We start from the raw sequence: 19,266 nt of genomic DNA, 5'->3' as shown, positions 1-19,266 counted from the left end.
GGGCTCAGGTCAGCAGCAGCTTGTCGAGACGGCGTCGTACGACGAGGAGGCCGATGATGCCCATCACGACGAGGTAGACCACCGAGACCGCCGACTCCCAGGTGACCACGCCGGTCGTCAGCTCGCGGCACAGCACCACGCCGCGGTAGAGCGGCGTGGCCTCCACGACCCACCGCAGGACGCCGTCGCCGAACGCCTCGACCGGGAAGAACGTGGCCGAGAAGAGGAACAGCGGCATCTGCGCGAGCTGGATCTTGTCGAAGTCCTGCCAGGACGTCATCCACGTCGTCACAGCCATGCAGACGGCCGAGAACGCGAACGCGATCAGGACCGCTGCCGGCAGTGCGAGCACGGCCCACCACGAGTGGGTCAGGCCCATCAGCGCCATCACGACCAGGAAGGCCGCGGAGTAGACCGAGCCACGCATGAGACCCCAGGTGATCTCCCCGCGCGCGATGTCACCTGTCGACAGCGGCGTGGCGAGCATCTGGTCGTAGAGCTTCTCGTACTTCATCTTGAAGAAGACGTTGTAGGTCGAGTCGAGGAGCGCGCCGTTGAAGGCGGACGTCGCGAGCATGGCCGGCGCGACGAACTCGGCGTAGGGGATCGCCTCGCCGTGGAACTCGAAGGTGTCGATCAGCTGGCCGACGCCGATGCCGATCGAGAAGAGGTAGAAGACCGGCTCGAGGAAGCCGGTGATGAAGAGCTTCCACGCGTCCTTGTAGACGACGTAGTTGCGCAGCACCAGCACCTTGGTGGCGGCGGCCGGCGTCAGCGGGGCCGGGATCTCCTGGATCAGCGCCATGTCAGACCTCCAGCCTGCGGTCGAGGTTGCGCACGGCGAGGAACCAGCCGACGACGGTGAGGGTGACCAGCACGACGACGTGGAGGACCACGAGCGACCAGTCGACCTGGCCGACGCAGAACATCCGCGAGAGCGAGACGCCGTGCCACAGCGGGGTCAGCCGGGCGATCCACTCCAGCACCGGGCCGAGGTTGCTGATCGGGAAGAAGGCGCCGGAGAAGAGGGTCAGCGGGATGACGCCGAGGCGGAACAGCAGGCCGAACCCCTCCTCCGACCTGAGCCAGGCGCTGTAGGCGAAGACCAGGGTGGCGAAGGCGAAGCCGACGAGCACCTGCGACAGCCAGGCGAGGATCGGACCCCACCAGGTGGCGAAGACTCCGAACGGTGCGATGACGAGCATGAAGACCGCACACGCCGAGGCGACGCGGAACATGACGAAGCCGACGAAGGCGTTGACCAGGTCGCGTACGGCGAGCGGCGTGGCCAGCTGCGCGTAGAAGGTCTTGTGCCACTTGATGGCACCCATGACGGGGTACGTCGACTCGCTGACCGCGATCGTCATGGCGTGCGAGGCGACGAGGCCGGGGACCACGAAGGCGAGGTAGGACGTCGCGCCCTCGAGCCGGTCGGGGTCACCCTCGATGAACCCGCCGAGCAGGACGCCCATCGCGACGACGTAGAGCAGCGGGGTGAGGAAGCTGCTCACCACTCCCCCGCGCCAGGTGCGCTTGAGGACGGTGAGCCAGTAGTCGTACTGGCGGCTCATGCCCTCCCACGCGGACAGCGAGCCGGTGGGTCGTGCCGGGCGGCCCGTGCCGGGCGTCGTACCGGCTCCTGCTTCGGTGGCCATGTCCGATCCCATCAGTCCGCCAGGCTGCGGCCGGTGAGGCGCAGGAAGACGTCCTCGAGGGTGGAGCGGCGCACGAGCGTGGCGATCGGGTGCAGCCCCCGGTCGAGGACGGCCGTCACGACGTCCTCACCGTGGTCGCTGTAGACGAGGAGCCGGTCGGGCAGCACCTCGACGCGCTCGCCGAGGTCCTCGATCTTCTCGGCGAGCGCCTCGTGCTCCCCGACGCCGAAGCGGAGCTCGGCGACCTCACGTGTCGAGTGGGCGTCGATGAGCTCGCGCGGGGACCCCTCGGCGGCGATGCGGCCCTTGTCCATCACGACCAGGCGGTCGCACAGCTGCTCGGCCTCGTCCATGTAGTGGGTGGTGATGACGAGGGTGACCCCCGCCTGCTTGAGCCGAAAGAGCTGGTCCCACAGGACGTGGCGGGCCTGCGGGTCGAGGCCGGTGGTCGGCTCGTCGAGCAGCAGCAGGTCGGGGTTGTTGATCAGGCTGCGGGCGATGGTGAGGCGGCGCTTCATGCCGCCCGACAGGTCCTCGACCTTGGCCTTGGCCTTCTCGGTGATCTGCGCGAACTCGAGCAGCTCCCGGGCGCGCTCGCGGCACGTGGCGCGGTCGATGCCGAAGTAGCGGCCGTAGATGTAGAGGTTGTCGAAGACGTTGAGCTCGTTGTCGAGCGTGTCCTCCTGCGGGCATACGCCGAGGCGGCCGCGGATGGCGGGGCCGTCGGTGGCCGGGTCCATCCCGAGGATCCGCAGCTCGCCGCCGCTCACGGGGCTCACCGACGCGATCATCCGCATGGTGCTCGACTTGCCGGCGCCGTTGGGGCCGAGGAACCCGAAGGCCTCGCCCTTGCGCACCTCGACGTCGATGCCCTTGACGGCCTCGAAGTCGCCGAACGACTTGCGCAGTCCCCGTGCCGAGATCATGGCTTCTGTCACGGGCGTCGACCCTAGATCATCCGCTGACCTCACCACCATGACGGACGGGGCACGTCCGGATCGACGGGGCCGGGTCACGTCACCGGGTGATGACGAAGGTCTGGACCCGTGCCGACCCCGTGCCGAGGAAGCCGTCGTCGCGCATCCGCTCGACCTGGTCACGGATCGAGCCGTTGGTCGACGCGTCGGCGGCCGCCGCGCCGCTGATGTAGTGGTCGAGCGCGTGGTTGTCCACGACGTCGTGGCTGCCTGCGTCGAACGACACCGTCGTGCGGTGGGGCTGGTCGGGGTTGTCCTCGCCGTCGAGCAGCGGCACGGCGTCCCCGCGGTTCTCGAGGTGGATCGCGCTCGTGCCCGCCGGCAGGTCGGGAACCTGCGCGGTCGGCGACCCGGCGGTGACGACGTGCCGGACGTCGAAGTGACGGGTGAAGCCGGGGTCGGCCGCGAGCGCCGTCGCGACCATGCCGCCCTGCGAGTGCCCGACGAGCATCACGTCCTGGCCCTCGAGACCGGCGTCGAGCATCGCCTGCTGGATGCCGCGTCCGTAGGCGGAGTCGAGCCCGCCGATGAGCTGGAAGTTGGTCTCCATGTCGCGCACGGGTCCGCCGTCGCGGCCGACGGGGCTCATGTCGTCGGTGCCGGGCAGGTAGACGATGGAGCGCTCGCCATGCTCGTCGACGATCCGCTGGACCTGGATCGCGCCGTGGCGGTCGGGATCGGTCCGGTCCAGCAGGTGGGTGTCGTCGAGCGAGACCATCAGGTCCTCCAGCGACCCGGGCGCGCGGCGCTGGACGGGCGACGGGTCGACGCCGTCGATGCGCTCGACGGTGAACTCGGTGTCGTTGCCGAGGAGCAGGGCCATCAGCCGGGCCGCGTCGTTGGTGCTCGCGCGCTCGATCGGACCGCCGCCGTCGAGCAGCCCGGTGCCGGTGAGCAGCCCGCCGGTCAGGCCGTCGACGAGCCCGCCACCGCTGTTGACGAGGTGCTGCGCGAGCGCGGGGTGGTCGTGCACGAGCCGGCCGACGTCGTCAGCCAGCTCGTCGCCCAGGGCGGCCTGCTCCTCGACGGACGCCGTCGACCACCAGGCGTAGGTGAGACCGCCTGCCACGAGCAGCGCCGGGAGCGCCGGTGCGAGGGCGCGGCCCGTGACGCGACCGAGGGTGCTGTCGATGGTCTCGCCGAGGTGCCACGCGAGGGCATCGCTGGCCTCGAACGCCGCAACCACCGCGCGGACGCCCAGCGCGTCGGCCTCGAGGCCCACTGCCCGGACGGCCAGCCCGTCGGCACCGGCGGTGGCGTCGAGTACCTGCACCTGCGCGTCGGCGAAGGTCAACGGCGACAGGACCGACGACTCGAGGAGGTCACCGTCGGCCATCACGCGGGCGCCCAGACCGGCCATCTCGGCGAGGTCGCCGGCCTGTCGTTCGATGCGGGAGGCGAGGGCGCGCATCTGCGCGTAGCCCGCCCGGACGCCGTGGGAGCCGCCCGACACCGACTCGATGGGGGGCAGGGTTCCGCCGCTCACGACGTCACTCCTGCCGCGCGCACGGCCAGCTCCCCGGGCAGGTCGGCCGGCTCCCTGCGCTGGACACGGACCATGGCCCGCCCGTCGCGGCTGAACGGCGTCAGCGACCGCCACCCGTCGTGCAGCAGCACCCACTCCACGACGCCCGCGCCGGGTCGTCCCGGTCCGCTGCGGCCCATGACGGCAGCGTGCAGGCGGCCGCACGACGCGCTCTCGAGACGCTCGTGCCAGCGCCGTACGTCGATGTCGTCGGCCGTGCGGAGTCCGTCGGTCGAGCCGCCGGCCAGCGTCGTCCCGGAGTGGTCCTCCACCAGCTGGTCGAGGAGGTCGTGGCGTCGGCTCCGGACGGCCTCCCCGGTGGCGAGCAGGAGCTCCCAGGGGGTCTCGACGACGTCCGGGACCGCCTCCGCGGCGGGCACGGGTCGGAGCGTGCGGATGTCGACGTGGGCGGCGCGGGCGACCTCGAGCCACCAGGCGTCGGCCGCGAGCCGGCTGAGCTCGAAGTGGTGACCGTCGGCGGTCGACAGGCAGACCACCCAGCCGGCAAGGGCGCACTGCCGGCTGCGCACCCGCACCGCGCCGCTGCGGAGCTCGACGAGCACCTCGAGCTCGATCGCCAGGGTGGGTGCGCGCCACACGGCGAGCACGGCCCGTCCCTGGTCGGTGGGCACGCCCGACTCGGCCAGTCCGGCGGCGGCCAGGACGCCGTCGACGCCCTCGTCCGGGGTCGGTGACGACCCGCTGCCCCGCCCGGGCGTCGCGAGCCGATCGCTCTTCCCCGGGGTCGCACGGCGGGAGGACAGCTGCGTCGCGGGCGACGGTGCGCCGACCAGCTCGGCGAGCCGGTCGACCGCCGCACGCGGGAGTCGTACCCGGCGCGGCGGCGTGGAGGGCCGCTGGACCTCGCGCCCGTCGCGGTCGAGGACGACGGCGCTCACCGGGCACCACCGGGGACCCGCACCTCGAGCCAGTCCCGGTGACCCTCCGGCGGTGGTCGGAACGCCGCCAACACCTCGTCGACGGGGTCGGGCGCGATGCGCCGCGCGAGGTCGACGGCCCGGTCGGCGACGTCGCCCAAGCGGGACCGGGCGTCCTCGACGAGGCCGCGGACCCGGCGGGCGATGTGGCGGATGAGGTCCTTCAGACGGTCGACCTCGTCGGCATGGCGGCGCAGCGCCTGGGCGGCGTCATCGTGCTGATCGGCCGTACGACGCAGGGCGACGGCGCGTGCCGCCGTCCGCTCGCGCATCGCCTGGGCGGCCCGGCCCTCCCACAGCACCTGCTGGGCAGCGCTGACCAGCCGGTCGGCGTCGCGGCGCAGCTCGTCGCCCTGCTCGCCCATCCGGTCGGCGAGCCTGCGGATGGCCGCGGTGTCTCCGTACATGTGGCTCTCCTGCCCCCGTCGGCGCCGTGGTGCGCCTGGTCGGTCAGGTGCCCGGGCGGCGTCGGCCGGAAACCGCCGCCGGACGATCTGTGGAGAGCCGCCCTACCCGGCCGGGGTCAGCCGCAGCAGCCGGCCCGCACCCTCGTCCTCGAGGACCCAGATCGCCCCGTCGGGGCCCTCCTCGACCGCCCGGATGCGGGCACCCATGTCGAAGACCTCCGTCTCACCGGCGGTCGAGCCGTCGAGTTCGACGCGGACCAGCGCCTCGCCTGACAGTGCGCCCAGGAAGGCGTCGCCCCGCCAGTCCTCGAACATCTCGCCGTCGTAGAGCATCAGGCTGCCCGGCGAGATGCTCGGGTTCCACGACCGGGCGGGAGCGGCGTACCCGTCGCCGTCGGCGTGGTCGGGGATCTCCCCGCCGCCGTAGTCGCTCCCGTCGGACACCTCCGGCCAGCCGTAGTTCGACCCGGGCTCGATCACGTTGAGCTCGTCGCCGCCCTCGGGCCCCATCTCCGAGGACCAGAGCGTGCCGTCGGCCGCGAACTCGAGCCCGAGCGGGTTGCGGTGGCCCCAGCTCCAGATCTCCGCGCTCGCCCCGCCGTCGTCGGCGAGCGGGTTCCCGGGGGCCGGCTCGCCGTCGGACGTGACCCGCACGATCGTGCCGAGGGTGTTGGACGTGTCCTGGGCCGGCGCGCCGAGCTGCCGGTCGCCGGAGGAGACGAAGAGGCGCTGGCCGTCGGGCGAGAAGGCGATGCGGTGGCTGAAGTGGCCGTCACCGGCGACCTTGGGCGTCTGCCGCCACACGACCTCGAGGTCCTCGAGCCGCGGTGCGTCCGCGTCGAGCCGGGCGCGTCCCACGACGGCTCCCGTGCCCCCGTCGCCCGCCTCGACCCAGCTGAGGTAGACGAGCCCGTCCTGCTCGTACGACGGCGCGGGCACGACGTCGCCCAGCCCGCCCTGCCCGGCGTCGACCACCGGGGGCACGCCGGCGACCTCGGCGAGCTCGCCGCTGTCCGCGTCACGGAGGTGGAGCGTGCCGCTGCGCTCGGTGACCAGCAGGTCACCGGTGTCGGGCAGGAACGCCATCGCCCACGGCTCGCCGAACCGGTCGACCTCCTCGACGGCGAAGGGCCAGTCGTCGTCGTCCGCCCCCGTCGCGGGACCGAGCGAGCCGGACGCCGCGGTGTCACCCGAGCAGGCCGTGGCCAGCACGGCGAGCAGCCCGGCGAGCGCGGGGGCGAGGGATTTCATGCCTCCATGGTGCGCGGGGGTGGCAAGAAGGGGTGACAAGAAGGGGTGGCAAGTGGGCGCCGGTCGCTGAAGGATGTCCGAAAAGGGCAGCAGGTCGATGTCGAAGCGCGTCACGCCCGTTCGACGTACGTGCGAGAACCCACCCACCGCACACAGGAGGAACGATCACGATGCCGCGCTTCATGGGATTCGTCAGGATGGAAGAGAACATCGGCATGCCGCCGCAGTCGCTGTTCGACGCGATGGACGTCTTCATCGGAGAACGGGCCGCCAACGGCTCGTTCCTCGACGGCGGCGGGCTCTTCGGCATCGAGGACGCCGTCAACTTCGTCGTGCGCCAGGGCGAGGTGACCCGAGTGGACGGTCCCTACGCCGAGGGCAAGGAGGTCGTGGGCGGCTGGTCGCTGATGGAGTACGCCGACCTCGAGGAGGCCGTGGCCGACCAGCGGCTCTTCGCGGAGCTGCACGCCAAGCACTGGCCCGAGGCCACCGTCGTCTCGACGCTGCGCCAGGTGTCCGAGGGACCTGAGGCGCCCGGCGACTGACGTCGGCTCACTACGCTGGCCACGTGCCGGCAGGGACGACGTACGACGGCCCCTCGGAACCGACGGAGGCCGTGATCGCGACGTGGCGGGCCGAGTCGGCCCGCCTCGTCGGCGCGCTCGCCCGGATGACCCGCGACGTCGACCTCGCCGAGGACCTCGCCCAGGACGCCCTCGTGGCGGCCCTGGAGCAGTGGCCGGTCTCCGGGATCCCGGAGAACCCCTCGGCGTGGCTGATGACGACGGCGAAGCGCCGCGGCGTCGACCACTTCCGCCGCGCCGACACGCTGCGCCGCAAGGTCGCCGAGCTCGAGCACGGCCTCGGCCGAGGAGGCCCGGAGGAGGCAGGCATGCCCGACCTCGACGACCAGGTGGAGCACATCGAGGACGACGTCCTGCGGCTGGTCTTCCTGACCTGTCACCCCTCGCTGAGCCCCGAGTCGCGGGCGGCGCTCACCCTGCGGCTGGTCGGCGGCCTCACGACCGCCGAGATCGCGCGTGCGTTCCTCACCTCGGAGTCCACGATGGGTCAGCGCATCTCACGGGCGAAGCGGACGCTGACGTCCGCCGGGGCGGAGCTCGAGATGCCCACGGGAGAGGAGCGGACCGCCCGTCTCGACGACGTGATGGCGGTGGTCTACCTGGTCTTCAACGAGGGCTACGCCGTCACGGCGGGCGAGGACTGGATGCGTCCCGACCTCACCGCCGAGGCGACCCGGCTGGCCCGCATGCTCGCCGGACTCGCGCCGGACGAACCCGAGGTGCTGGGGCTGCAGGCGCTGCTGGAGCTGCAGGGCTCCCGGACCGCGGCCCGTCTCTCCCCGGACGGCACCCCGGTGCTGCTCGAGGCGCAGGACCGCACGTCGTGGGACCAGCTGATGATCCGGCGCGGTCTGGCGGCGCTACGGGCGGCCTCCGTCCTCGCCTCCCGCGGCCGGCCCGTCGGCCGCTACTTCCTCCAGGCCTCCATCGCCGCCGAGCACGCCACCGCGACGCGGATCGAGGACACCGACTGGGTGCGCATCGCGGCGTTGTACAACGTCCTGGCCGGGGCCGCACCCGGCCCGGTCGTCGAGGTCAACCGCGCCGTCGCCCACGGACGGGCGTACGGCGCGGCAGCGGGTCTCGCCGTGCTTGATGCGATCGATCCCGACTCGCTCGCCGACTCCCCGCTCCTGCCCAGCGTGCGCGGCGACCTGCTCGAACGGGCCGGGCGCCACGCCGGCGCCTCGGCCTGCTTCGCCGAGGCGGCGACCCGCACCCGCAACGAGGGCGAGCGCCGGGTCCTCCTGCGCCGGGCCGAGCACAACCGGTGGCTCACGCACGGGTGACGGGGCGGCTCAGAGCGCCGCGGCAGCGCGCACCAGACCGGCGACGCCGGTCGAGGTGCTGTGCGCGGGCCAGGCGATGAGCGTCGTGACCCGCGGCGCGTCCGAGAGGGGCACGACGGCGAGCCCGTCGCGCAGGTTGGCGCGGACCGACTCGGGCAGGACGACCGCCGCACGTCCGAGCCGGACGAGCTGCAGCACCTGCGTCAGGTCACGCAGCTCCGGACCGGGACCGTCGGGGTAGGACCCGTCGAGGCGGGGCCACCGAGGCAGCGGCAGGTCGCTGATCGTTCCGGCCTCGGCGACGGTCATCGAGCGGCGCGTGCTGGCCGGGTGGCCGCTCGGCAGGATCAGCACCTGTCCCTCCGTCGCCAGCTCGTCGACGTCGAAGCCGCTCGTGTCGTCGAAGGGGCGGTGCAGGATCGCGACGTCCGCGCGCCCGTCGCGGAGCATCAGCGCCTGGTGGCCCGGAGGACTCAGCACGACGTCGACCGTCACGGCGTCGGGCTCGGCCGCGTAGGCATCGAGCAGCTTGGCCATCAGCTCGCTCGAGGCGCCCGCCTTGGCGGTCAGCACCACGGGCGCGCGACCGGGGGCCTCGGCGGCCCGGCGGGTGCGCCGCTCGGCGGCGTCGACCGCGGCCAGCGCGGCGCGGCCCTCGTGCAGGAGGGTCTCGCCGACGCTCGTCAGCGCCATGCCCCGCGGCGTACGCACGAAGAGGTCGGCGCCGAGCCGGCGCTCGAGCTGCGCGATGGCCCGTGACAGGGGCGGTTGCGCCATGCCGAGCCGCTCGGCCGCCCGTCCGACGTGGGCCTCCTCGGCGACGGCGACGAAGTAGCGCAGCTCGCGGGTCTCCACGGCATCGAGCGTACGCCGCTGACCTGCGCCCATACCGGCGCGGTATCGGCCGCCACCGGATCGGTCTTGGATCGCCGGCCCAGGGTCGGCACACCATCGAGGCATGACAGAGACCAAGAAGACAGCGCTGGTCACCGGCGCCAACAAGGGGATCGGCTACGGGATCGCCGCCGGCCTGGCCCGGCTCGGGTACCGCGTCGGCGTCGGCGCCCGCGACGCCGCACGGCGCGAGGAGGCCGTAGCCAAGCTGCAGGCCGACGGGTACGACGTCTTCGCCGTCGCGCTCGACGTCACCGACGGCGCGAGCGTCTCGGCAGCGGCGGCCCAGCTGGCCGGCACGGGCGGGCTCGACGTCCTCGTCAACAACGCCGGCATCACCGGCGGGATGCCGCAGGAGCCGTCGCGCGTCACCGCCGAGCAGGTGCTCGCCGTGGTGGACGTCAACGTCCTCGGCGTCATCCGCGTCACCAACGCCATGCTGCCGATGCTGCGCGAGTCGGTGTCGCCACGGATCGTCAACGTCTCGAGCGTCGTCGGCTCGCTGGCGCTGCAGACCGCCCAGGCGGAGCCCCTCGGCCCCGTCTCCGGCGCCTACTCCCCCACCAAGACCTACCTCAACGCCCTCACCGTCCACTACGCCAAGGAGCTCGCCGGCACCGGGATCCTGGTGAACGCCGGGTGCCCGGGCCACGTCGCCACGGACCTCAACGGCCACCGCGGCACGCGCACCCCCGAGCAGGGCGCCGCGGTGTTCCTCGAGCTCGCGACCCTCCCCGACGACGGACCCAGCGGCACCTTCCGTGACGAGGCGGGCATCCAGCCCTGGTGAGGCGGGGGCGGGCGGGTGGCTTGCCGCGCGTCGACCACGGCCGCGCGACCGTCGTACGGACCGAACGGGCGATGTCGTGACGCGCGCGAGCGTGCCGCCCGGCCGGCCCGGCGGGTTGGGTCCGTACGACGGTCCGCAGACGGGGCCGGTACTGCTTGCGGCCCTGCGGTAGGAAGGTCCCCATGCGCATCTTCTTCACCGGCGGCAGCGGCAAAGCCGGTCGGCACGTGGCTCCCCACCTCGCCGAGCAGGGCCACCAGGTCACCAACGCCGACCTCGTGCCGCTCGACCACCCCGACGTGCACGACCTGCAGGTCGACCTCACCGACGCCGGCCAGGTCTACTCGGCGCTCGCCGGGCTGGCGACGTTCGATGAGCTCGACCTGCCTTCGAAGCCGTCGTACGACGCCGTGGTGCACTTCGCCGCCGTGCCGGCCATCCTGCGCACGGCCGACTCGGCGACGTACGCCACCAACGTGCTCAGCACCTACCACGTGCTCGAGGCCGCGACCCGGCTCGGCATCGGCAAGGTCGTGTTCGCCTCGTCGGAGACGACGTACGGCGTCTGCTTCGCGCAGGGCGAGCGGAAGCCGCTCTACGTGCCGGTCGACGAGGAGCACCCGACCGTCCCCGAGGACTCCTACGCCATGTCCAAGGTGGCCAACGAGGTGACCGCGCGCTCGTTCCAGGCACGCACCGGAGCCGACGTCTACGGCTTGCGGATCAACAACGTCATCGAGCCGCACGAGTACGCCGAGCTGTTCCCGGACTTCCTCGACGACCCGGCGCTGCGGCGGCGCAACATCTTCGCCTACATCGACGTGCGCGACCTCGGCCAGATGGTGCAGCGCTGCCTGGAGACGGACGGACTCGGCTACGAGGTCTTCAACGTCGCCAACGCCGACATGTCCGTCGCCGCGACGAGCGACGAGGTCATCGGCCGCTTCTACGACGGGGTCGAGGTGCGTCGTGAGATGGGTCGCGACGAGACGTTCTACGCCATCGACAAGGCCCGCCGCATGGTCGGGTTCGATCCGCAGCACTCGTGGCGCGACGTGCTGGGCGACCCGGGCGAGGGCTGACGTCCCCGTGATGTGACGGTCCGGACATGAGCGGAGTCCTGGACCCCCATGGGCCCAGGACTCCGCCGTCGCGTCAGTCGCGTGCGCTCAGGCCTGCTGGCCCAGCGCGAACTGGATGTTGCCGTCGTCGTCGACGCCGCCGTCGAGCACCTTGTCGGAGAGGAACTCCGAGGCGGGGCCGTCGACGTAGATCGTGGCGCCGTCCTGCTCGATGACCTGGTCATCGTTCTCGGCGTGGTCGGCAGGACTCACCGACAGGGACTCGCCGTCCGACTCGGTGGCGATCCGGAGCGCCGAGATCTCCGGCACCTCCTCGGCCAGCTTCTTGACGATGTCGGTCACGTTCTCGGTGAGAGCAAGCATGGGCTCTCCTTCCGTAGGGAGAATGTGTCCCCTTCACCATTGCGCGGACGCAGCAGTCATGCAAACCGGCGCCGAGCCTGAGCGCCGGGACTGGGCTCGGGTGGTCGGCTCACCAAGTCGCGGGCTTCTCCGGGGCGAACAGCCAGGTGTGGAAGAACGCGGAGAGGTCCTGCCCGGACTCCTCCTCGAAGACGGCCATGAAGTCGTCGGTGGTGCCGGTCCCGTCGTCGTACCTCGCGACCCACTCGCGCGTCGCCGCGAAGAACGCCTCGTCGCCGACCTTGACGCGCAGCGCGTGGAGCGTGCCGGCGCCGCGGTTGTAGACCTGACCCGCGAAGAGCCCGAGCGGACCGGGGTCGCCGATCGGCAGTGCCCAGTAGGCCGCCGTGCGGGCGGGGGCGTACCAGTTGGCGAACGCCTGCTGCGCGGTGAGGCCGCCGTTCTCCTCGGCCCAGAGCCAGCTCGCGTAGGTCGCCCAGCCCTCGTTGAGCCAGATGTACTGCCACGTGTCGGGGCTGACGGCGTTGCCGAGCCACTGGTGCGCGAGCTCGTGCGCGACCGTGCCCTGCGACGCTGATCTCGAGTAGACCGGTCGGGTCTGGGTCTCCAGGGCGTAGAACACGGTGTCGTTGTCGACGATCGAGCCGAAGGAGTTGAAGGGGTAGGGGCCGAACCTGGACTCGAAGAAGTCGATCATCCGCGCCTGCAGCGCCAGGCTCGCGTTGGTGGTCGCGAGCTGGCCGTCGGTGAGCTTGACGTCGACGAAGTCGAGGATGGGCACCCCGCTCGCCGACGTCCTGACCGGTCGCTGCTCGAAGTCGCCCACGGAGGCCGTGGTCAGGTAGCTGGCCTGCTGGTCCGGGGCGTCCCAGGACCAGGTGGTCTTGCCGTTCGCTGTCACCGGCTCCCCGTCCGGCACACCGTTGGCCACCGCGGTCTTGCCGACGGGCACCGTGATCTCGAAGCTGTACGACGCCTTGTCGCGCTGGTGGTCGTTCACCGGGTACCAGGTCATCGACCCCTCCGGCTCGCTGACCACCATCGCGCCGTCCGGCGTGGTGACCCAGCCGTAGAGCGCGCCCTCGACGTCGGTCGGGCGCGTGGTCTCGCCGCCGTAGGTGACGACCACCCGGGCCCGCTGCCCCGCCTTGAGCTTGGGGCGCGGCTGGACCGTCAGCTCCCAGCGGCGCGCCTCGTCGTCCTGCACGTGCCAGTACGCCGCGCCGTCGACCTCCTCGCCGGGTGCAGGCTCCTCGACCTCGGTGGCCGGCTTGCCGTTGACGGTCAGCGCCGACACGGTCATGCCGCGCAGGTCGAGGTTGAAGCGGTCGAGGTCCTGGCGCGCGACGAGGTCGATCGTCGCCACACCGTCGAGTCGACCTCGGAGCTGCTCCAGCGGTGTCGGCGGGTCCGTCGCCACCGGGGGCTCGTAGTCGATGTCGAGGTCGTAGTGCGTGACGTCGTAGCCGCCGTTGCCCGCCAGCGGGAAGTACGGGTCACCGACCCCGTCGGCGCCTGCGGTGAACCGCGGACCGGGCCCGCCCGGGGCGGCCACGGCTCCGGCCGAGGCGAGGACGGCGGCCGCGAGGCCCGCCGCCACGAGGATCCGCGATGTCCGGACGAGTGACCCCATGGCGCGACCTCCGTGTCGTAGGGCGGTGCGCCCATCTGGCGACCGTACGTCCCGCGACGACGTGCGGTCGTCTCCCAAGTTGAGGAAGTGCGCGCGGGCCCCGTGCCGGGGCTCGCGTGCGGCCGGCGGTCACAGGACCGACGGGGCCTCGAGCTCGGCCTCCAGCTCGGTGATGCGTGCGCGCAGGCTCGACTCCGCCTGTCGCCACAGCGTGGCGGAGTGCGCGTGGCGGTGCTGGACGGCCGTGCCCGGGCGGGCGCGGTCGCGACAGGCCTCCTGCTCCAGGGCGCGCTGAGCGAACGCCGCGGCGGCACGACCGAGCTCACGGACCACCGTGGCCGTCTCGTCGAGCATCACCGCTGTCATGCCGACAGGGTGCACGAACGGCAGGGCGTCCACGCCGATCGCGCCCGAACATGCCCGATTTGGTGGCCCGCCGCCTTCTCGCCGGAAGAACTCCGGCTCCCCGCCCTCAGGGCGGGGTCGTTGTCGGACCCCGGTGCAAGACTGCACGGCATGACTGCCCTCGACCGCTTCAGTGCGCCCACGCGCGCGTGGTTCGAGGCGTCCTTCGCGAGCCCGACCCCGGCCCAGGAGGGCGCCTGGGACGCCATCGGCGCCGGCAAGCACGCGCTGGTCGTCGCCCCGACCGGCAGCGGCAAGACCCTGAGCGCCTTCCTCCACGCCATCGACCGGCTCCTGAGCACCGAGCGCCCCGACGACAAGACCCGGCGCACGCGCGTGCTCTACATCTCGCCCCTCAAGGCGCTGGGCGTCGACGTCGAGCGCAACCTCCGCGCCCCGCTGACCGGCATCCGCAACACCGCCGAGCGACTCGAGGCGACCGTCCCCGACGTCACCGTCGGCCTGCGGTCGGGCGACACCAGCCCGACCGACCGACGCAAGCTCGGCACCACGCCACCCGACATCCTCATCACCACGCCCGAGTCGCTGTTCCTGATGCTGACCAGCCAGGCGCGGGAGACGCTGCGCGGCGTCGACACGGTGATCATCGACGAGGTCCACGCCGTCGCCGGCACCAAGCGCGGCGCCCACCTCGGGATCAGCCTCGAGCGCCTCGACCACCTGCTCGAGCAGCCCGCCCAGCGCATCGGCCTGAGCGCGACCGTCCGGCCCCTCGAGGAGGTCGCCCGCTTCCTCGGCGGCACCCAGCCCGTCGAGATCGTGGCCCCACCCAGCACCAAGGAGTGGGACCTGCGCGTCGTCGTGCCAGTCGAGGACATGACGATGCCCGAGGAGTACGACGAGGAGTCCGGCGACCCCGGCCGTGCGACGAGCATCTGGCCCCACGTGGAGGAGCACGTCGTCGACCTGGTGGAGGAGCACCGCTCGACGATCGTCTTCGCCAACTCCCGACGACTGGCCGAGCGGCTCACCGCCCGGCTCAACGAGATCGCGGCCGAACGGGCCGAGGCTCGGGCGGCCGACGACCTTGGTCTCGACACGCCTCGTTCCTCGGCTGCTCAACCAGCGGTGCCCGCGCAGGTCATGGCGCAGTCCGGGCAGAGCAGCGGCACCGAGGCGATCATCGCCAAGGCCCACCACGGCTCGGTGTCCAAGGAGCAGCGCGCGATCATCGAGGACGACCTCAAGCGCGGCCGGCTCCCCTGCGTCGTCGCCACGAGCAGCCTCGAGCTCGGCATCGACATGGGCTCGGTCGACCTGGTCATCCAGATCGAGTCGCCGCCCAGCGTCGCCAGCGCGCTCCAGCGCGTCGGTCGCGCCGGCCACCAGGTGGGCGAGGTGAGCCGCGGGGTGCTGTTCCCGAAGCACCGCGGCGACCTCGCCCAGACCGCCGTCTCGGTCGAGCGCATGCGGTCGGGGGCCATCGAGAAGATGGCGGTGCCGGCCAACCCGCTCGACGTGCTGGCCCAGCAGGTCGTGGCCGCGCTCGCGATGGAGGAGTGGCAGGTCGACGAGCTCTTCTCACTGGTCACCCGGGCGGCGTCCTACACCCAGCTCCCCCGCTCCGCCTTCGACGCCACCCTCGACCTGCTGAGCGGGCGCTACCCCAGCGACGAGTTCGCCGAGCTGCGCCCCCGCATCGTGTGGGACCGCGTCACCGGCCAGCTCAGCGGACGCCCGGGCGCCCAGCGACTGGCCGTCACCAGCGGCGGCACGATCCCCGACCGCGGCCTGTTCGGCGTCTTCCTCGTCGGCGAGAAGGCCAGCCGGGTCGGCGAGCTCGACGAGGAGATGGTCTACGAGTCCCGGGTGGGTGACGTCTTCGCCCTCGGCGCGACCAGCTGGCGCATCGAGGACATCACCCACGACCGCGTGCTCGTCACCCCGGCCCCGGGCATCCCCGGCCGGCTGCCGTTCTGGAAGGGCGACGCGCTCGGCAGGCCCGCCGAGCTCGGCGCGGCGGTCGGGGCGTTCACCCGTGAGCTCGCCTCCAAGCCCCCGGCCAAGGCCATCGAGAGCGTCCGCGAGCGCGGCCTCGACACCAACGCCGCCACCAACCTCGTCACCTACCTCGGTGAGCAGCGCGAGGCCACCCAGGTCGTCCCCAGCGACACCCAGGTCGTCGTCGAGCGCTTTCGCGACGAGCTGGGCGACTGGCGTCTGGTCGTCCACTCCCCCTACGGCACGCCCGTCCACGCGCCGTGGGCGCTGGCTATCAACGCCCGCCTGCGCGAGCGGTTCGACGTCGACGGGCAGGCGGTCGCCTCCGACGACGGCATCGTGATCCGCATCCCCGACACCGACGCCGAGCCGCCCACCGGCGAGGTCATCGTGTTCGAGCCCGAGGAGATCGAGCAGCTCGTGACCCAGGAGGTCGGCGGGTCCGCACTGTTCGCCAGCCGGTTCCGCGAGTGCGCCGCCCGCGCGCTGCTGCTCCCCCGCCGTGACCCCGGCCGTCGGAGCCCCCTGTGGCAGCAGCGCCAGCGCAGTGCCCAGCTCCTCGAGGTCGCGTCCCAATACCCTGCGTTCCCGATCGTGCTCGAGGCCGTGCGCGAGTGCCTGCAGGACGTCTACGACCTCCCGGCCCTCGTCACCCTGCTCGGGCGCGTGCAGCGCCGCGAGGTCACCGTCGTCGACGTCGCCACCACCCAGCCCAGCCCCTTCGCCCGGAGCCTCCTCTTCGGCTACGTCGCCCAGTTCGTCTACGAGGGCGACTCCCCCATCGCCGAGCGGCGTGCGGCCGCGCTGTCCCTCGACCAGGGCCTGCTCGCCGAGCTGCTCGGTCGCGCCGAGCTGCGCGAGCTTCTCGACCCCGAGGTGCTGACCGAGGTCGAGTCCGAGCTGCAGTGGCTCGCGCCCGACCGTCGCGCCCGCAACGCCGAGGGCGTCGCCGACCTGCTGCGCCTGGTGGGCCCGCTCTCGGCCGAGGAGATCCGGGTGAGGTCGGTCGAGGGCGCCGACGTCGAGGGGTGGCTCGCCTCGCTCGACCGCCGTGTCGCCCTGGTGCGGATGGCCGGCGACGACCGGTGGACCGCGATCGAGGACGTCGGCCGGCTGCGCGACGGGCTCGGCGTACCCGTCCCGGTCGGCACGCCCGACGCCTTCCTCCAGCTGCCCGAGGACCCCCTCGGCGACCTCGTCTCCCGCTACGCCCGCAGCCACGGCCCGTTCACCACCGCCGAGGTCGCTGCCCGGCTCGGGCTGGGAGAGGCGGTCGCCCGCCAGACCCTCCAGCGCCTCGCCCACCGCGGTCGGGTGCTCGACGGCGAGTTCCGGCCGTCGGGCTCGGGCACCGAGTGGTGCGACGCCGAGGTGCTGCGCAAGCTGCGTCGCCGCTCGCTGGCCCGCCTGCGCCAGGAGATCGAGCCCGTCACGCACGACGCAGTAGCGCGCTTCCTGCCCGCCTGGCAGCGCGTGGGCGGCTCGTTGCGCGGCGTCGACGGCGTGGTCGCCGCCATCGACCAGCTCGCCGGCTGCCCCGTGCCGGCCAGCGCCCTGGAGCCACTGGTCCTCGCCGCCCGGGTCCGCGACTACGAGCCGTCGATGCTCGACGAGCTCACCGCCTCCGGCGAGGTCATCTGGACCGGCCACGCCCCGCTCCCGGGCAGCGACGGCTGGGTCAGCCTCCACCTCGCCGACCAGGCCCACCTGACGCTGCCCGAGGTCGAGGGCGAGGAGCCCGACGGCCTGCAGCGAGCGGTCCTCGACGCCCTCGACCCCGGTGGCGCCTGGTTCTTCCGGCAGCTCGCCGACCGCGTCGGGTCGACGTCCGACGCCGAGCTGAGCACGGCTCTGTGGGAGCTGGCGTGGAAGGGCCTGGTCACCAACGACACTCTCGCCCCGCTGCGCGCCCTCGTCCGCAGTGGCACGCCGTCCCACCGCACCCGTCGTACGCCGCCGCGGCTGGGCAGGACCACCGGGGGCCGGATGCCCGTGCGCAGCGGCCCGCCGGAGACGGCCGGTCGCTGGGCGCTCCTGCCCGAGCGCGACGGCGACCCGACGCGGCGCGCCCACGCCCGCGCCGAGCACCTGCTCGAGCGCCACGGCGTCGTCACGCGCGGCGCCGTCGTCAGCGAGCGGGTGGCGGGCGGCTTCGCCGGGGTCTACAAGGTGCTCAGCGCGTTCGAGGACACCGGGCGCTGCCGGCGGGGCTACTTCATCGAGGGCCTCGGTGCCGCCCAGTTCGGCAGCGCGGGCGCGATCGACCGGCTGCGCACCTTCTCCGAGCCCGACAGCGCCACGTCCGGCACCAAGCCGTCCGTCGTCGCCCTCGCCGCGACCGACCCGGCCAACGTCTACGGCGCCGCACTGCCGTGGCCCGACGCCGGCGACCCCGAGCGCGCCGGGCACCGACCGGGCCGCAAGGCGGGGGCGCTGGTCGTCCTCGTCGACGGAGCGCTCACCGTCTACGTCGAGCGCGGCGGCCGAACGCTGCTCACCTGGAGCGACGACCTCGACGTGCTCACGCCGGCGATGTCCGCGCTGGCTGACGCCGCCCGGCGGGGTGCGCTCGGCCGGCTGACGGTCGAGAAGGCCGACGGCCAGGCGCTGATCGGCAGCGGTGGCGAGACACCCATCCGGCTCGCGCTCACCGCCGCGGGCTTCCTGGCCACGCCGAAGGGACTGAGGCTGCGTGCCTGAGGGAGACACCGTCTACCGCGCCGCAGCCAAGCTCGACCGCGCTCTGACCGGTCACCGGCTCACCGTCACCGACTTCCGCGTGCCGGCCTTCGCCACCGTCGACCTCCGCGGCGGCACCGTCATCCGCACCCTGTCGCGCGGCAAGCACCTCCTCACGCGCATCGACCACGAGCGGGCCTGGACGGTCCACACCCACCTCAAGATGGAGGGTTCGTGGCACGTCTACCCCGACGGCGAGCGGTGGCGTCGCCCCGACACCCAGGTCCGGCTCGTGCTCGGCATCGAGGGCCGCAAGGCCGTCGGCTTCCAGCTCGGCATCGTCGAGCTCGTGCCGCGCGAGCAGGAGGCCGGCCTCGTCGCCCACCTCGGGCCCGACCTGCTCGGCCCCGACTGGGACGAGGAGCGCGCAGTGACCAACCTCCGCGACGAGCCCGACCGACCGATCGGCCAGGCGCTCCTCGACCAGCGCAACCTCGCCGGCATCGGCAACATGTACATGGCCGAGCTCTGCTTCACGATGGGCGTCCACCCGGCCAGTGCCGTCTCGACCGTCGACCAGCTGCCCCGGCTCGTGCGGCGGGGCAGGCAGATGCTCGAGGTCAACAAGGAGAGGGCGATCCAGACCACCACCGGCGACCTGCGCGAGCGCGAGCGCATGTGGGTCTACCGCCGCGACCGGTCACCGTGCCGGCGGTGCCGCACGCCCATCGAGGTCACGATGCTCGGCGAGCCGGGCCGCGAGCGCGCGGCCTACTGGTGTCCCAGCTGCCAGCCCGAACGCTGACCCGCTGAGGGCGCGCTGGGAGCGCTG

At 72.8% G+C, this 19,266-nt stretch carries 17 protein-coding genes; 6 read left to right on the top strand and 11 right to left on the bottom strand.

Annotation, left to right across the window (positions count from 1 at the left end; translation table 11 throughout):
* Nucleotides 1-4: 4 nt before the first annotated feature.
* From HOO61_RS17195 to HOO61_RS17165, 7 genes are all read right to left on the bottom strand, one after another.
* The gene (locus tag HOO61_RS17195; RefSeq protein WP_172260662.1) at nucleotides 5-805 is read right to left on the bottom strand and encodes an ABC transporter permease; all 801 of its coding nucleotides are present in this window, start codon (nucleotides 803-805) and stop codon (nucleotides 5-7) included.
* 1 nt (nucleotide 806) lies between these two features.
* A complete protein-coding gene (locus tag HOO61_RS17190) occupies nucleotides 807-1,655 on the bottom strand; it encodes an ABC transporter permease (protein ID WP_253942525.1) in 849 nt (282 codons plus the stop codon).
* 11 nt (nucleotides 1,656-1,666) lie between these two features.
* The gene (locus HOO61_RS17185) at nucleotides 1,667-2,632 is read right to left on the bottom strand and encodes an ABC transporter ATP-binding protein (protein ID WP_216659044.1); all 966 of its coding nucleotides are present in this window, start codon (nucleotides 2,630-2,632) and stop codon (nucleotides 1,667-1,669) included.
* Between the two features lie 40 nt (nucleotides 2,633-2,672).
* A complete protein-coding gene (locus HOO61_RS24985) occupies nucleotides 2,673-4,118 on the bottom strand; it encodes a hypothetical protein (RefSeq protein ID WP_172260660.1) in 1,446 nt (481 codons plus the stop codon).
* Entirely contained in the window at nucleotides 4,115-5,056 is a 942-nt protein-coding gene (locus HOO61_RS17175; protein WP_172260658.1) for a hypothetical protein, read from the bottom strand. The genes HOO61_RS24985 and HOO61_RS17175 overlap by 4 nt, the downstream gene beginning before the upstream one ends.
* The gene (locus tag HOO61_RS17170) at nucleotides 5,053-5,502 is read right to left on the bottom strand and encodes a hypothetical protein (RefSeq protein ID WP_172260656.1); all 450 of its coding nucleotides are present in this window, start codon (nucleotides 5,500-5,502) and stop codon (nucleotides 5,053-5,055) included. Before HOO61_RS17170 ends, HOO61_RS17175 begins: the two co-directional genes overlap by 4 nt.
* Before the next feature lie 102 nt (nucleotides 5,503-5,604).
* Nucleotides 5,605-6,753 carry a PQQ-dependent sugar dehydrogenase gene (locus HOO61_RS17165; RefSeq protein ID WP_172260654.1) on the bottom strand — a complete coding sequence of 383 codons (1,149 nt, stop codon included), beginning with the start codon at nucleotides 6,751-6,753 and terminating at the stop codon, nucleotides 5,605-5,607.
* Nucleotides 6,754-6,950: 197 nt separating this feature from the next.
* Here HOO61_RS17165 and HOO61_RS17160 point away from each other — a divergent pair, with 197 nt between their 5' ends.
* Nucleotides 6,951-7,298 (top strand): YciI family protein, encoded by a 348-nt coding sequence (locus HOO61_RS17160; RefSeq protein ID WP_253942524.1) that lies wholly within the window; start codon nucleotides 6,951-6,953, stop codon nucleotides 7,296-7,298.
* Between the two features lie 23 nt (nucleotides 7,299-7,321).
* Nucleotides 7,322-8,626, top strand: coding sequence for an RNA polymerase sigma factor (locus tag HOO61_RS17155; protein ID WP_367650225.1), 1,305 nt, complete (start codon nucleotides 7,322-7,324; stop codon nucleotides 8,624-8,626).
* A 9-nt stretch (nucleotides 8,627-8,635) separates the two neighbouring features.
* Here the strand turns inward: HOO61_RS17155 and HOO61_RS17150 are convergent, their stop codons facing one another.
* A complete protein-coding gene (locus HOO61_RS17150; protein WP_172260650.1) occupies nucleotides 8,636-9,481 on the bottom strand; it encodes a LysR family transcriptional regulator in 846 nt (281 codons plus the stop codon).
* Nucleotides 9,482-9,584: 103 nt separating this feature from the next.
* On the opposite strand from HOO61_RS17150, the gene HOO61_RS17145 reads away from it, so the two are divergent.
* Complete coding sequence (locus HOO61_RS17145; protein ID WP_172260648.1) at nucleotides 9,585-10,310, top strand: SDR family oxidoreductase; 726 nt, start codon at nucleotides 9,585-9,587, stop codon at nucleotides 10,308-10,310.
* Nucleotides 10,311-10,492: 182 nt separating this feature from the next.
* Complete coding sequence (locus HOO61_RS17140) at nucleotides 10,493-11,392, top strand: NAD(P)-dependent oxidoreductase (RefSeq protein ID WP_172260646.1); 900 nt, start codon at nucleotides 10,493-10,495, stop codon at nucleotides 11,390-11,392.
* A gap of 87 nt (nucleotides 11,393-11,479) precedes the next feature.
* Here the strand turns inward: HOO61_RS17140 and HOO61_RS17135 are convergent, their stop codons facing one another.
* From HOO61_RS17135 to HOO61_RS17125, 3 genes are all read right to left on the bottom strand, one after another.
* On the bottom strand, nucleotides 11,480-11,755 hold the full coding sequence (locus HOO61_RS17135) for a Fe-S cluster assembly protein HesB (RefSeq protein ID WP_172260644.1): 276 nt from the start codon (nucleotides 11,753-11,755) through the stop codon (nucleotides 11,480-11,482).
* A gap of 109 nt (nucleotides 11,756-11,864) precedes the next feature.
* Nucleotides 11,865-13,388, bottom strand: a complete 1,524-nt coding sequence (locus HOO61_RS17130) for a M1 family metallopeptidase (RefSeq protein WP_172260642.1) — start codon at nucleotides 13,386-13,388, stop codon at nucleotides 11,865-11,867.
* Between the two features lie 129 nt (nucleotides 13,389-13,517).
* Nucleotides 13,518-13,754, bottom strand: a complete 237-nt coding sequence (locus tag HOO61_RS17125) for a hypothetical protein (RefSeq protein ID WP_172260640.1) — start codon at nucleotides 13,752-13,754, stop codon at nucleotides 13,518-13,520.
* Between the two features lie 150 nt (nucleotides 13,755-13,904).
* On the opposite strand from HOO61_RS17125, the gene HOO61_RS17120 reads away from it, so the two are divergent.
* Both HOO61_RS17120 and HOO61_RS17115 read left to right on the top strand, forming a co-directional pair.
* Complete coding sequence (locus tag HOO61_RS17120) at nucleotides 13,905-18,455, top strand: ATP-dependent helicase (RefSeq protein WP_172260638.1); 4,551 nt, start codon at nucleotides 13,905-13,907, stop codon at nucleotides 18,453-18,455.
* The gene (locus HOO61_RS17115; protein WP_172260636.1) at nucleotides 18,448-19,239 is read left to right on the top strand and encodes an Fpg/Nei family DNA glycosylase; all 792 of its coding nucleotides are present in this window, start codon (nucleotides 18,448-18,450) and stop codon (nucleotides 19,237-19,239) included. Before HOO61_RS17120 ends, HOO61_RS17115 begins: the two co-directional genes overlap by 8 nt.
* The last annotated feature ends 27 nt before the right edge of the window (nucleotides 19,240-19,266 follow it).

This window comes from Nocardioides sp. zg-1230, assembly GCF_013155335.1.
GTDB lineage: Bacteria > Actinomycetota > Actinomycetes > Propionibacteriales > Nocardioidaceae > Nocardioides.
This window is presented reverse-complemented; position numbering and strand designations above follow the sequence as displayed.

Coding starts and splice junctions, on each gene's coding strand:
- HOO61_RS17195 (WP_172260662.1), bottom strand. CDS start 805: ATGGCGCTGATCCAGGAGATCCCGGCCCCGCTGACGCCGGCCGCCGCC.
- HOO61_RS17190 (WP_253942525.1), bottom strand. CDS start 1,655: ATGGCCACCGAAGCAGGAGCCGGTACGACGCCCGGCACGGGCCGCCCG.
- HOO61_RS17185 (WP_216659044.1), bottom strand. CDS start 2,632: ATGGTGGTGAGGTCAGCGGATGATCTAGGGTCGACGCCCGTGACAGAA.
- HOO61_RS17170 (WP_172260656.1), bottom strand. CDS start 5,502: ATGTACGGAGACACCGCGGCCATCCGCAGGCTCGCCGACCGGATGGGC.
- HOO61_RS17165 (WP_172260654.1), bottom strand. CDS start 6,753: ATGAAATCCCTCGCCCCCGCGCTCGCCGGGCTGCTCGCCGTGCTGGCC.
- HOO61_RS17160 (WP_253942524.1), top strand. CDS start 6,951: ATGGAAGAGAACATCGGCATGCCGCCGCAGTCGCTGTTCGACGCGATG.
- HOO61_RS17145 (WP_172260648.1), top strand. CDS start 9,585: ATGACAGAGACCAAGAAGACAGCGCTGGTCACCGGCGCCAACAAGGGG.
- HOO61_RS17140 (WP_172260646.1), top strand. CDS start 10,493: ATGCGCATCTTCTTCACCGGCGGCAGCGGCAAAGCCGGTCGGCACGTG.
- HOO61_RS17135 (WP_172260644.1), bottom strand. CDS start 11,755: ATGCTTGCTCTCACCGAGAACGTGACCGACATCGTCAAGAAGCTGGCC.
- HOO61_RS17130 (WP_172260642.1), bottom strand. CDS start 13,388: ATGGGGTCACTCGTCCGGACATCGCGGATCCTCGTGGCGGCGGGCCTC.
- HOO61_RS17125 (WP_172260640.1), bottom strand. CDS start 13,754: ATGACAGCGGTGATGCTCGACGAGACGGCCACGGTGGTCCGTGAGCTC.
- HOO61_RS17120 (WP_172260638.1), top strand. CDS start 13,905: ATGACTGCCCTCGACCGCTTCAGTGCGCCCACGCGCGCGTGGTTCGAG.